Origin of the sequence: Rhizobium sullae, assembly GCF_900169785.1 — a bacterium.
GTDB lineage: Bacteria > Pseudomonadota > Alphaproteobacteria > Rhizobiales > Rhizobiaceae > Rhizobium > Rhizobium sullae.
Map to the genome: position 1 here is coordinate 89244 of NZ_FWER01000002.1, position 12558 is coordinate 101801.

15 protein-coding genes and 1 pseudogene are annotated in these 12558 nt (G+C 60.6%); 10 read left to right on the plus strand and 6 right to left on the minus strand.

Going from position 1 to position 12558, the window contains the following annotated elements:
* Positions 1–72: 72 nt before the first annotated feature.
* The 3 genes from BN1800_RS02235 to BN1800_RS02245 form a co-directional block, all read right to left on the minus strand.
* Positions 73–417, minus strand: coding sequence for a cupin domain-containing protein (locus BN1800_RS02235; protein WP_086994063.1), 345 nt, complete (start codon positions 415–417; stop codon positions 73–75).
* A 7-nt stretch (positions 418–424) separates the two neighbouring features.
* Positions 425–1708, minus strand: a complete 1284-nt coding sequence (locus BN1800_RS02240; protein ID WP_027508517.1) for an O-acetylhomoserine aminocarboxypropyltransferase — start codon at positions 1706–1708, stop codon at positions 425–427.
* Between the two features lie 104 nt (positions 1709–1812).
* Entirely contained in the window at positions 1813–2241 is a 429-nt protein-coding gene (locus tag BN1800_RS02245) for a CoA-binding protein (protein WP_027508516.1), read from the minus strand.
* 97 nt (positions 2242–2338) lie between these two features.
* Here BN1800_RS02245 and BN1800_RS02250 point away from each other — a divergent pair, with 97 nt between their 5' ends.
* Both BN1800_RS02250 and BN1800_RS02255 read left to right on the plus strand, forming a co-directional pair.
* Positions 2339–2662, plus strand: coding sequence for a hypothetical protein (locus BN1800_RS02250; protein ID WP_086994066.1), 324 nt, complete (start codon positions 2339–2341; stop codon positions 2660–2662).
* Positions 2663–3138: 476 nt separating this feature from the next.
* The gene (locus BN1800_RS02255) at positions 3139–3975 is read left to right on the plus strand and encodes an EamA family transporter (protein WP_027508514.1); all 837 of its coding nucleotides are present in this window, start codon (positions 3139–3141) and stop codon (positions 3973–3975) included.
* A 204-nt stretch (positions 3976–4179) separates the two neighbouring features.
* On the opposite strand, the gene BN1800_RS02260 is transcribed toward BN1800_RS02255, so the two are convergent.
* On the minus strand, positions 4180–5013 hold the full coding sequence (locus tag BN1800_RS02260) for an enoyl-CoA hydratase (RefSeq protein ID WP_086994069.1): 834 nt from the start codon (positions 5011–5013) through the stop codon (positions 4180–4182).
* Between the two features lie 73 nt (positions 5014–5086).
* On the opposite strand from BN1800_RS02260, the gene BN1800_RS02265 reads away from it, so the two are divergent.
* The 3 genes from BN1800_RS02265 (at position 5087) to rpsI (ending at position 6677) form a co-directional block, all read left to right on the plus strand.
* On the plus strand, positions 5087–5512 hold the full coding sequence (locus BN1800_RS02265; RefSeq protein WP_086994071.1) for a PaaI family thioesterase: 426 nt from the start codon (positions 5087–5089) through the stop codon (positions 5510–5512).
* Positions 5513–5742: 230 nt separating this feature from the next.
* Complete coding sequence (gene rplM / locus BN1800_RS02270) at positions 5743–6207, plus strand: 50S ribosomal protein L13 (protein WP_027508511.1); 465 nt, start codon at positions 5743–5745, stop codon at positions 6205–6207.
* A 2-nt stretch (positions 6208–6209) separates the two neighbouring features.
* Positions 6210–6677, plus strand: a complete 468-nt coding sequence (gene rpsI / locus BN1800_RS02275) for a 30S ribosomal protein S9 (RefSeq protein ID WP_027508510.1) — start codon at positions 6210–6212, stop codon at positions 6675–6677.
* Between the two features lie 75 nt (positions 6678–6752).
* On the opposite strand, the gene BN1800_RS02280 is transcribed toward rpsI, so the two are convergent.
* Positions 6753–7214: an Lrp/AsnC family transcriptional regulator gene (locus BN1800_RS02280; protein ID WP_027508509.1), complete on the minus strand. Its 462-nt coding sequence runs from the start codon at positions 7212–7214 to the stop codon at positions 6753–6755.
* Between the two features lie 156 nt (positions 7215–7370).
* Here BN1800_RS02280 and BN1800_RS02285 point away from each other — a divergent pair, with 156 nt between their 5' ends.
* From BN1800_RS02285 to BN1800_RS02300, 4 genes and pseudogenes are all read left to right on the plus strand, one after another.
* Positions 7371–8162, plus strand: coding sequence for a phenylalanine 4-monooxygenase (locus BN1800_RS02285; RefSeq protein WP_086994074.1), 792 nt, complete (start codon positions 7371–7373; stop codon positions 8160–8162).
* 83 nt (positions 8163–8245) lie between these two features.
* Positions 8246–9199: an agmatinase gene (gene speB / locus BN1800_RS02290; protein ID WP_086994077.1), complete on the plus strand. Its 954-nt coding sequence runs from the start codon at positions 8246–8248 to the stop codon at positions 9197–9199.
* A gap of 78 nt (positions 9200–9277) precedes the next feature.
* Positions 9278–10210 carry an N-acetyl-gamma-glutamyl-phosphate reductase gene (argC, locus tag BN1800_RS02295; protein WP_086994080.1) on the plus strand — a complete coding sequence of 311 codons (933 nt, stop codon included), beginning with the start codon at positions 9278–9280 and terminating at the stop codon, positions 10208–10210.
* A 31-nt stretch (positions 10211–10241) separates the two neighbouring features.
* Positions 10242–10998 (plus strand): annotated as a pseudogene (locus BN1800_RS02300) (TSUP family transporter).
* 21 nt (positions 10999–11019) lie between these two features.
* Here BN1800_RS02300 and BN1800_RS02305 read toward each other — a convergent pair.
* Positions 11020–12123 carry a COX15/CtaA family protein gene (locus BN1800_RS02305; protein WP_086994084.1) on the minus strand — a complete coding sequence of 368 codons (1104 nt, stop codon included), beginning with the start codon at positions 12121–12123 and terminating at the stop codon, positions 11020–11022.
* A gap of 111 nt (positions 12124–12234) precedes the next feature.
* Here BN1800_RS02305 and BN1800_RS02310 point away from each other — a divergent pair, with 111 nt between their 5' ends.
* On the plus strand, positions 12235–12444 hold the full coding sequence (locus tag BN1800_RS02310) for a DUF2842 domain-containing protein (protein WP_027508503.1): 210 nt from the start codon (positions 12235–12237) through the stop codon (positions 12442–12444).
* The last annotated feature ends 114 nt before the right edge of the window (positions 12445–12558 follow it).

Here is a 12558-nt window from a genome sequence, read left to right on the forward strand (position 1 = left end):
CGCATCGCTTCGCCAGACTCTGCAAAGAAGTTAGCCGCCGGCCCTGAAAAGGACTGACCGAAGCTCTGCGCTCTAAACCCGGATCACATAGTCTTTACGAGTGGTTTCAACAACTTCCCAGATTCCCTTGAAGCCTGGCTTCAGGATCATCCGGTCGCCTGCTTTCAGATGCACCGGCTCACCGCCGTCCTCGGTCACGATCGAATGGCCGGAGAGCACGCTGAAATATTCCCACTCGTCATAGGAAATCCGCCACTTGCCGGGCGTCGCCTCCCAGACGCCCGCATAGAGGCCGCCTTCGGCCTCCTCCAGATTCCAGGTGCGAAATTGCGGGTCGCCGGAAATGATACGGTCCGCATCCGGCGCGCCAAATTCGGGTTCGGTGCCGTCTATGCCGAGGATGATGTGGTTTGCCATGGAACCCTCACACCTTCGAAAGCGACTGTTCGAGGTCGGCGATGATATCCTTGACGTCCTCAATGCCGATCGAGAGGCGGACGACATCGGGGCCGGCGCCGGCGGCGGTCTTCTGTTCGTCGGTCAGCTGGCGATGGGTGGTGGAGGCCGGGTGTATCACCAACGAGCGCGTGTCGCCGATATTTGCGAGGTGGGAGAAGAGCTCCAGCCCTTCCACCAGGGCCTTGCCCGCGTCGTAGCCGCCCTTGACGCCGAAGGTGAAGACGGAGCCGGCGCCCTTCGGCGAATAGCGGCTCTGCAGGGTATGGTTCGGATCGTCTTCGAGCCCGGCATAATTCACCCAGGCAATCTTGCTATGCGCCTTCAGCCATTTGGCGACAGCAAGCGCATTGTCGCTGTGGCGCTGCATCCTGAGCGGCAGCGTTTCAATGCCGGTGAGGATCAGGAACGCATTGAAGGGCGAGATAGCTGGACCGAGATCGCGCAGGCCGAGCACGCGGGCGGCGATCGCGAAGGCGAAATTGCCGAAGGTCGAATGCAGCACCATGCCGTTATATTCCGGGCGCGGAGTGGACAGCATCGGATAGTTGCCGGACTTCGACCAATCGAAGGTGCCGCCGTCGACGATGATGCCGCCCATGGAATTGCCATGACCGCCGAGGAACTTCGTCAGCGAATGCACGATGATATCGGCGCCATGCTCGATCGGCCGGATGAGGTAAGGCGTCGCCATCGTATTGTCGACGATCAGCGGTAGGCCGCGTCTGTGCGCCACCTCGGCGATCGCGGAGATATCGACGAAGGTGCCGCCCGGATTGGCAAGGCTCTCGATGAAGATCGCCCGCGTCTTCTCGTCGATTTGGCTTTCGAAGCTTGCCGGATCGGCGGAATCGGCCCAGCGCACCTGCCAGCCGAAATTCTCGAAGGCATTGCCGAACTGATTGATCGAGCCGCCGTAAAGCTGCCTTGCCGCGACGAAATTCTCGCCCGGCCGCATGATCGTATGAAAGACGATGACCTGCGCGGCATGACCGGACGCCACGGCAAGCGCTGCGGTGCCGCCCTCAAGGGCCGCCACGCGCTCCTCCAATACCGCCTGCGTCGGGTTCATGATGCGCGTATAGATATTGCCGAAGGCCTGTAGGCCGAAGAGCGAAGCGGCGTGATCGGAATCGTTGAAGATGAAGGCTGTCGTCTGGTAGATCGGCGTCGCCCGCGCCCCCGTCGCAGGGTCGGGCTGCGCGCCGGCATGGATTGCCAGCGTATTGAAACCCGGATCGTTCTTCGCCATGTCGTCCTCCCGTCGCTATCGATGGCGGGAGCATAGACTACGATCCGCAAAAGTTAACCGCTTTGCGTTTCAGCCATCGGACGTTCCCCGAAAAATCCATGCACTCATGCGGCAAGGCGCGGGATTTCGATTGCGGGGCAGCGGTCCATCACGACCTTTATACTGGCCGCTTCTGCCTTCGCCGCGGCAGCATCGTCGCGCACGCCAAGCTGCGACCAGATTACCTTCGGCCTCCATATAAGCGTCAGAGCCTCATCCACCACGCCCTGGAGATATTCGGAGGCGCGAAACACATCGACCATATCGACCGGCACTGGGATATCGGCGAGCCGGGCGTAGACGAGCTGGCCCTGGATCTGCTTGCCTGCCTGCCCGGGATTAACGGGAATGACATTGTAGCCGCGCGACAGGAGATAGCCCATCACGCCGTTGCTCGGCCGTGCCGGATTGGGCGACGCGCCGGTCAGCGCAATCGTCTTCACGGAGTTCAGAATTCCGGCAATGTAATCATCAGGATAACGGTCGTGGTTCATCGGCTTTCCTCCAGCCGCCACTATCTGCAGAAAGTTGAAACCGGCGGCTTTTTTCGGGCGTATATATACGCGCTCAGGATCCAAGGAGGAACAACCCATGAAAAAACTTGCTCTCGCCGCAGCACTTGTCCTTGCGGCCGCGCCGGCACTGGCGATCTCCCGCTACAATCCGCTTTCCATGACCTGCCAGAGCGCGCGTGCCGCCATCCACAATCAGGGCGCCGTCATCTTCCGCTGGACCTCGCCGCGCGGCCTGCCGCTTTACGATCGCTACGTCCGCAACAGCCGCTACTGCGATGCCAACGAATACGCGGAGTGGAAGAACATACCGACAAGAGACGACCGATCCTGCCCGGTTCTCAATTGCCAGAGCATCGACAACCTGGACGGGATGTTCTTTGTGCCGGACAATTACTTGTAATCCTCCGCAGCGATGCGAAAACGATTTCGTAAAGGCCGGAACCAATCAGCAGCCGACTTTTGGCTGTTCGAAATGATTCGAATTACTACTTGGGTTTGCATCAAAATGGATATAGCAAAATTATAGAACAATCTCTTTATTACAGAAGTATAAATCGAAGGAGGACTAAGCGGAGAAATATTATCATCTATTAAGCTTCTTTCGTCTTCCTTTTGTTCCTTTTTCGTTCGCATATCTATTAGAAACATCTCATAGTTGAATAAGTATGACTAAAATAAACGCATGTCGAGCGCACGCTTTACGCGCCGATTTTGCAATGCTTTAACCGCGGAATTTGAATGTCACAATTCCCATTTCTGAACAGAAGGCCAGCCGCTGGTTGCAAAATACGCCCCGCAAGATTGATTTCTACGTGAACGCGGCTCATACCGTGTTCCCTCCAGATTGCCTCCCGTTTCTCCATTCCGGTCCGCATCGTGTCCCTCGACGTCATTCTGCTCGTTCTCTTCGGCGCATTTTTGCACGCAACTTGGAACGCGATCATCAAGGCCGGAACCAACAAGTCGCTGGACGCGGCGCTGGTTTCGGCCGGCGGGGCCGTCGCGGCGATGCCGTTCCTAGCCTTCCTGCCATTGCCGCAGCCTGCGGCCTGGCCTTTCATCGGCGCATCGGCGATCCTGCAATTTGCGTATTTTCAGCTAGTCGCGGCCGCTTACCGCGCGGGCGATATCGGCCTCGTCTATCCGCTGATGCGCGGTTGCGCGCCGCTCCTAATCACCGCCACAAGCGGTTTCGTACTGAACGAGAGCCTTTCGGGCGGCGCTCTTATCGGCACGATGACGATCTGCGCCGGCATTCTGACGCTTGCCTTCGAGGCGCGGCACGGCAGCCGGCATGCCATCATGCTCGCGCTCGTCAACGCCTGCGTCATCGCCAGCTATACCTATGTCGACGGCATTGGCGCGCGCATTTCCGGCAATGCTATTTCCTATACGCTGTGGATGGCGCTGCTGCCGCCGGTGCTGCTTTTCGCCTGGGCGATCGGCCGGCACGGGCTCTTCACCGTTGCCGTTCACGTCCGCTACAACTGGTGGCGCGGTCTCCTCGGCGGCTCAGGCTCGATTGCCTCCTACGGGTTCGCCCTCTGGGCCATGACAAAGGCGCCTGTCGCCACCGTCGCCGCGCTGCGGGAAACGTCGATCCTTTTCGCACTCATCATTTCCGTCGTAGTGCTGAAGGAAAAGGCGAGCGTCTGGCGCTACATCGCCGGTGCGGTCATCGCTCTCGGCGGACTGATCCTGAAGCTGGGGTAAGGCCTACGCAGCAGATTGAGCTGGATCCTCTTCCGAAATCCGCTCGCCGTTTTCACGCTCCGCAACGGCAACGGATTGCAGATTGAGCCAAAACTGCGGATCGCTTTAACGGCCGAGGTGAAGCGGGGCTGACGGCACGCTTCTCGTTGAGAATTTCCGAAATACGGCCACGGATGCGGACGAACTTCGAACATTGCCTTCCTGCTACTCGCCCGTCCATTCCGGCATCCGCTTTGCAAGGAACGCGCCGATGCCTTCCTCCGCGTCCGCGGTCAGCATGTTGTCGACCATCACCTGGGCCGCATAGCTGTAGGCTTCTTCCACAGGCATATCGAGTTGGCGGTAGAAGGCCTCCTTGCCGATCTTCAGCGTCAGCGGCGATTTCGAGGCGATGACGGACGCGTATTTCGTCACGACCTGCGTCAGGTACTGCCTGGGCACGATGCGGTTGACGAGGCCGAAATCCTTGGCGGTCGAGGCATCGATCGTCTCGCCGGTCAGCAGCATTTCCATCGCCTGCTTGCGGTGCGCGGCGCGCGTAACGGCGACCATGGGCGTCGAGCAGAAGAGCCCGATATTGACACCCGGCGTACAGAAGGTCGCATTGTCGGTGCAGATCGCCAGATCGCAGGAGGCCACGAGCTGGCAGCCTGCTGCCGTTGCCAGGCCTTCGATCTCCGCGATCACCGGCTTCGGCAGGCGGATGATTTCCAGCATCAGATCGGCAGCGAGTGCAAATGTCTCCTCGAAGAAGGCCACCCCGCCGTCCGGATCGGCGCGATGGGCCGTCAGCTCTTTGAGATCGTGGCCGGCCGAGAAGACGTTGCCGGTCGATGCGATGACCACGACGCGGACAGCCGTGTCCTTTGCGGCGTTTTGCAGTTCGCCCATCAGCGTTTCCATGACCGCGATCGAAAGCGCGTGGGCCGGCGGATTGTTGAATGTCAGCCGCAATATGCCGTCGCTGAACTGGCGAAGGACGAGTGCACCCTCACCCGCTTTGCTTGGATCCTTCCTGAAGGATACGACTTCGGCCATGCTCTAACTCCTCACATTGCGATTTCGTGCTAACAGTTCTGGCACAAGCTACCGGCAATTTCGAGGAGAAGCGATGCAACCGGTGATGACGATCGCGGAGCTCCGCCAATTTCTGGAAACCGACTTCCCGCAAATCCATACAGACGGCCGCGTCTTCACGGTGACGGACATTACGCCCGGCAGCGTCTCGATGCGGCTCGATCCATCCGACCGGCACCTGCGCCCCGGCGGCACCGTGTCCGGCCCTGCCCTCTTCACGCTGGCGGACGTCACCGCCTACGCCGCGGTGCTCGCCCATGTCGGCCCCGTCGCGCTTGCCGTCACCACCAGCCTCAACATCAACTTCCTGCGCCTGCCGAAGCTGCAGCCGACGACCTGCACCTGCAAAATCCTCAAGCTCGGAAAGCGGCTCGCCGTCATCGAGGCGGCCATCTTTCAACAGAATCCGGCCGAATTGGTGGCCCACGCAACGGCAACTTATTCGATTCCACCGCGATAAATTTACGGTAGCATGTTACCACATAATCAACACATTGATTTTGTTCCGTATTTTTTATAGTAGAGCGAATAGGTAATATTGACCGTTAAAGCCTTTCCCTCTATACACCGCGCCAGAAACGCAGCCTTTCCGGGCGGCTTTCTTTTTGGCGCGCCTTCGGGTGCGTCAAACCAAGCAACAAGAAACGCCCTTGGCCCTCGGGCTCAGGGATCCGAAAGAGAGAATTTACTATGGCAACCTTCTCCCAGAAGCCTGCAGAGGTGGAGAAGAAGTGGGTGATCATCGACGCCGAAGGGCTTGTCGTTGGCCGTCTCGCTTCCATCATCGCTATGCGTCTTCGCGGCAAGCACAAAGCTACTTTCACGCCTCACGTTGACGACGGCGACAACGTTATCGTCATCAACGCCGACAAGGTCGTTTTCACCGGCAAGAAGTATTCCGACAAAGTCTACTACTGGCATACCGGTTATGCCGGCGGCATCAAGGAGCGTAGCGCTCGCCAGATCATCGAAGGCCGCTTCCCGGAGCGCGTCCTTGAGAAGGCCGTTGAGCGCATGGTTCCGCGCGGCCCGCTCGGCCGCCGCCAGATGAAGAACCTCCGCGTCTACGCCGGTTCCAACCATCCCCATGAAGCCCAGCAGCCGGCCGTCCTCGACGTCGCCAAGCTGAACAAGAAGAATGTAAGGAGCGCCTAAGAATGGCTGACCTCTCCTCCCTGAAGGATCTCGGCACGTCGTCGGAAGCAGCTGCTCCCGTTCACGTCCGCAAGGTCGATTCGCTTGGCCGCTCCTATGCGACCGGCAAGCGTAAGGACGCCGTAGCCCGTGTTTGGCTAAAGCCCGGCTCAGGCAAAATCACCATCAACGGCAAGGACTTTTCGGCATACTTCGCCCGTCCGGTCCTTCAGATGATCCTGCGCCAGCCGATCGTCGCAGCTAGCCGCGACGGCCAGTTCGACATCGTTGCAACTGTTGCAGGCGGCGGTCTTTCCGGCCAGGCCGGTGCCGTTCGTCACGGTCTTTCCAAGGCACTCACCTACTTCGAGCCGGGCCTTCGCGGCGTGCTCAAGAAGGGTGGCTTCCTGACCCGCGACAGCCGCGTCGTCGAGCGTAAGAAGTACGGCAAGGCCAAGGCCCGCCGTTCGTTCCAGTTCTCGAAGCGCTAATCGCTTCGGCATACGGATTTTTGCGAAGGCCGGGTTTTCCCGGCCTTTTCTTTTTGCCACCCTCGCAACCGGCCGTCAGATCGGCAGCTCGGTCGTCGACTTCAGTTCGCGCAGGACGAAGCTCGAAACCACGTTGCGCACATGCGGATTGCGCATCAGGTAGCGTGTCATGAAGGCTTCGTAGGCCTCGACGTCGCGCGCCCTGATCTTCAGCATATAGTCGAACGTCCCGGACAGCGCGTAGCATTCCATGATCTCGGGCCGGTCGCGCACTGCGGCGGCAAAGGCTTCGATCGCCTCCTCGTGGTGATCCTCCAACGTCACATGGGCGATGATGCAGAGCTTGAGATCAAGCTTGGCCGGATCGAGAAGCGCCACGCGCTTGCGAATGACGCCTTCCGTCTCGAGTTCCTGCATTTTGCGCCAGGCGGTGCTTTGCGACATGCCGGCCTTTTCGGCGAGTTCGGCAAGCGACAGACCGCTGCCGGCCTGCACAAGCTGCAGGAGTTTGCGGGCCGCTTTCACATTTTCCTTCATTTTTTCCCCTCTCCGCGGATTATTCTCCCATTTTCCAACCATAATCCGGCAATGCTGAAATGTTTACCCGCATTTCCGGGATATAATGGTGGTGACATGACAGCCGGCGACTGAAATTGCCCCAACTCATTGGATCAGAAGAACTGGAGGCCGCTCATGACCAAGGAAAGCACCTACATGGCGAACCTGCCGGATGCGGACGGCATCTATCACTACACGGCCGAGGAAGACCAAATCTGGAGCGAGCTTTATCAGCGCCAGATGACGCTGCTCGCCGACAAAGCCTGTCGGGAATATCTGGACGGCGTGAAGACGCTCGGATTGAAGCCGGACAAGGTTCCGCAGCTTCGCGACGTCAACCGGCGCCTCAATGAAACCACCGGCTTCGGCGTGGAAGGGGTGCCAGCCCTCATCCCGCCGTCGCGCTTCTATGAATTGCTGTCGCAGGGCAGGTTTCCACTGGCGACGTTCATCCGCCGCCGCGAACACATCGACTACATCGAGGAGCCGGATATCTTCCACGAGGTCTTCGGCCATTGTCCGCTGCTGACCAACCAGAGCTACGCCAATTTCGTGCGCCGCTTCGGCGAGAAGGCAGTCGGCCTCGGAAAGGGATATTCTTGGCATCTGTTCCGGATTTTCTGGTTCACGGTGGAATTCGGCCTGATCAAAACGTCGCAGGGACGCCGCTGCTTCGGCGCCGGCATTGTCTCCTCGCCCAGCGAGACGCGGGCGGCGATGGAGGGCAAGGCATGCGAGTTCCGGCCCTTCGACCTGATGACGGTGCTGAGGACGCCATACCGGATCGACATCGTCCAGCCAATCTACTACGTGATTGACAGCTTTTCGCAGCTGGAGTCGATCATCGAAGAAGATATCGGCGCCCGCATCAACGAGGCCAAGGCGCTCGGCGACTTTCCGCCGGCATTCGAAGCCAAGGCGTCCTGAGAGGCCGGAATTTCGCTTCCTTCGTGCTTGCCTTGTCGGCTCTGATTGTCCAACGTCGCGCCAAGCTATAATGGAGGGACGCCATGGCACAGAAGTCGATCGATCACGCCTTTACGGCAACCAGCCTCACTTCGACGGCCACCGATCCGACCTTTGCCGGCGCGCTTTCGTTCATGCGGCGGCGGTTCACGAAGGATCTCGTGGGCGCCGACGCTGTTGTCTGGGGCGTCCCTTTTGACGCAGCGACCTCCAACAGACCGGGAACGCGCTTCGGGCCGCAGGCGATCCGCCGCGCCTCGGCAATCTTCGACAACGATCCGCAGTATCCCTTCAATCGCGAGATTTTCGCCGAGATGGCGGTGATCGACTACGGCGACTGCTTGCTCGACTACGGCAATCACCAAGAGACGCCGGCGGCCATCGAGCGGCAGGCAAACACAATTCTCGACAGCGGCGCCTTCATGCTGACGCTCGGCGGCGATCACTATGTCACATGGCCGATCGTGAAAGCGCATGCCGCCAGGCACGGACCGCTGGCGCTGGTGCAGTTCGACGCACATCAGGATACCTGGCTCGACGACGACCGGCGGATCGACCACGGCTCCTTCGTGGCGCGCGCCGTTCGCGACGGCATCATCGATGCCGGCCGCTCCATCCAGATCGGCATCCGCACCCACGCGCCGGAGGATTTCGGCATCCGGATTCTCTACGGCCACCAGGTCGAAGAGATGAGCGCCGCCGAGATCGCTTCGATAGTGATCTCGCACACGAATGGCGCTCCAGTCTATCTGACCTTCGATATCGACTGCCTCGATCCGGCCTATGCGCCGGGCACTGGCACGCCGGTTGCCGGCGGGCCGTCGAGCGCCAAGGTTCTTTCGGTCCTGCAGCGCCTGCACCAGCTCGATATCCGCGGCGCGGACGTGGTCGAGGTCTCGCCGCCCTACGATCACGCGGATATCAGCGCCATTGCGGGGGCGACAGTCGCGATGTATATGCTGGGGCTCCGCGCCGAGAGGCGCGCGGCGGCACGCTGAAGCCGTTATCAATCTGACTCAACTTCATGGCACATTGATCCGGAAGCAATCCGAACTCATTGAAAGCGCAGGATTATCATGGCACCGAAAATCTTCATCGATGGCGAACACGGCACGACGGGTCTGCAGATCCGCACGCGCATGGCCGGCCGGCGTGATGTCGAGCTTTTGTCCATTCCGGAAGCCGAACGCCGCAATGCCGCAATGCGCGAGGACATGCTGAACAGCGCGGATATAGCTATCCTCTGCCTGCCCGACGATGCGTCGAAGGAAGCCGTTCAGATGGTTTCGGCGAACAACAATACGCGCGTCATCGACACGTCGACCGCCTTCCGCGTCAATCCTGGCTGGGCCTACGGGTTTGCCGAAATGGACAAGGAGCAGGCCGGTAAGATCAGGGCCGCCCGCTTCGTCGCCAATCCGGGCTGCTATCCGACGGGCGCCATCGGCCTCATCCGGCCGCTGCGTGCCGCCGGCATTCTGCCGGACGGCTATCCGGTCACCGTCAACGCGGTCTCCGGCTATACCGGAGGCGGCAAGCAGATGATCGCGCAGATCGAAGACCAAAGCCGCGAAGACGCGATCACCGCGCCGCATTTCCTTTACGGCCTGCCGCTGACCCACAAGCACGTGCCGGAAATGAAAATCCATGGTCTGCTCGACCGCGCGCCGATCTTCTCGCCTTCCGTCGGCAAGTTCCCGCAAGGCATGATCGTGCAGGTGCCGCTCTATCTCGACGATCTCCCGGGTGACGTGACGCTAGAGAGCATCCATGCGGCGCTGACGGCCCATTATGCCGGCCAGGACATCGTCACGGTCGTGCCGCTCGAGAAAAGCCGCACGCTTCCCCGCATTGATGCCGTCGAGCTTGCCGGCAAGGACACGATGAAGCTCTTCGTGTTCGGAACGCCCGGCGCGGGCCAGGTCAACCTCGTCGCCCTGCTCGACAATCTCGGCAAGGGGGCCTCGGGCGCAGCCGTCCAGAACATGGACCTGATGCTCGCCTCGTAAACCGTCCGGAGCCCCGCCGACATGCCGAACGATACGCTTCGGCGGGCGTTGCCGAATAGTTTCCGCAGCGCTGTCAGAGGATGGTATCCTTGCGTTGATCTTTTTGGCCTTCGTTGCCGGGCTCGCGCGCGGCTTTCGGGCCTCGGGGCGGCGCTGATCTTCATTCCGCTCGGCGAAGCGACCGTCGGCCGGAAGCTGATTCCGCCCGTTTTGCTGCTCATTGACGGACTTGCGACGCTCGGCATGATTCCACCTGCCTGGCACAGCGCCAACCGGCGCGAGCTGTTCGCGATGGCGGGCGGCGCAGCGCTCGGCGTTCCTGCGGGCACAGTCGCACTTGCGCTGATGTGATGCTCCGCTGGATCATCACCGTCATCCCCATCTCACTGCTGGCACCGCTCGTATCCGGCTGGCGCTACCACGGCGAGCCGCGCGCCGCTCAGTGCCGGGGTCGGCCTCACCAGCGGCGCGGCACAGCTCGGCGACCCGCCGGTCGTTGCGTATTGGGCCGGCGGCAAGAGCGACTTCACCCGTGTCCGGGCGAATGTCATCCTCTACTTCGCGATCTCCACCCGATTCAGCGCGATCAGCTATTATGCCGGAGGGCTTTTCGTCCAGGCCGCCTTCGCGCTGACGCTCGTCGTTCTGCCGGGCTATGCGCTCGGCCTCTATGACGGCTCGAAGCTATTCGGATTGGTAAGGAGGGCACCTTCCGGCTGATCTGCTATCTGCTCATCGCCGCGGCCGCCATCATCGGCATGCCGGCGCTCGACGGGATTTTGCAGTAAGCGCCCAACGCCACCTCCTGCTCAGTCTCTTTCGGCAACTATCGTGTCGCGCGGAAACTCGCCGTAGAAGGCGCGCCAGTTGGCGACGGCGAAGCCCAGGACGACGAGGGCACCGGCCTGGTGCAGAAGACCCCAATGAAGCGGGACCTGCAGGAGGAGTGTGGCGATGCCGATTGCGGCCTGCAGCGCGACGAGCGCGAAGAGGACGACGGCGCGGCGGGCGTGGGTGGTTTGAGGGGCTGCGCGGAGCGCGATCACCATGTTGATCAACGCGAGCGCGAAGAGCGCGTAGGCGCCGGCGCGATGGATGAACTGTACGGTCTTCGGGTTTTCAAAGAAGTTGATCCAGGCGGGCTGCTGGATAAGAAGGTCGGACGGGATGATCGCGCCATCCATCAGCGGCCAGGTGTTGTAGGTGAAGCCTGCATCGAGGCCGGCAACCAGCGCGCCGAGATAGATCTGGAAGAGCGAGAGGGCTGCGATTATCGCTGCCCATGTCCGCGAGCTTACGGTGGGCGCGGCGTCATCCGAATGGGGAGAAAGGCCCCGCATGATCCACATGCAGGCCGCAAAGATCAGACAGGCCATGACGAGGTGCGTCGCCAGGCGATACTGGCTGACATCGGTGCGGACCGAAAGACCGGAAGAGACCATCCACCAGCCGATGAAGCCCTGCAGGCCGCCGAGCGCCAGGATGCCGATGAGCGGCCAGCGCAGATGCCGTTCGACCATGCCCGCCACCCAGAAATAGGCAAGCGGCAAAGCAAAAATGACGCCGATCCCGCGGGCGATCAGCCGATGCGCCCATTCCCACCAGAAGATGGTCTTGAAATCCTCGACGGTCATGTCGCTATTCAACTGCTGGAATTCGGGGATGCGCTGGTAGAGCTTGAACTCTTCCTCCCATTCGGCGGCAGTGAGCGGCGGAACGATCCCATGGATCGGCTTCCATTCGGTGATCGAGAGGCCGGAATTGGTAAGCCGCGTCGCGCCGCCGACGAGGACGAGACTGACGAGCGCGAGAAGCACGAAACCAAGCCACATGCGGAGCGCGCGGCGGTTCCTGTCCAGCCTGTGGACCTCGCTCAAGATCGCCTGTTCCGTGGTCGAGTTCGCGACAGCCATGATTGCTCCTTCTTTCCGGCAGTTGATTTGCCCCACCGGCTCATGCAAAACAAGCCCCGAAGCTTTGCGGCATGCCGTCGCGCCGCTCCATACGTTCCGGAAAGAGAATTCATGCCCGTCCGCTTGCGCAAATTCATCGGCACGATCCTCATCGTCGTTCTCGTGATTCTTTATGCGCTTTTGGCGAACACGATCGCCGTCGCGACGCTCGCGGAATCCCCGTGGTGGGTCCACCTTCTCTATTTCTCGCTGACGGGCCTTCTCTGGGTTCTACCAGCTATGCTGATCATCAGATGGATGGCCGGCCCGCCGCCGAAGTGAGTGCCGTTAACGCCGGAATAACCGTGATCCGCGGAAAAGACGACCTCCCCTCTTGCATTTAAGCCAAATGAAGGCACTCGCCCTTTATGTTTCCGGCCAAGCCATCTTGACCGG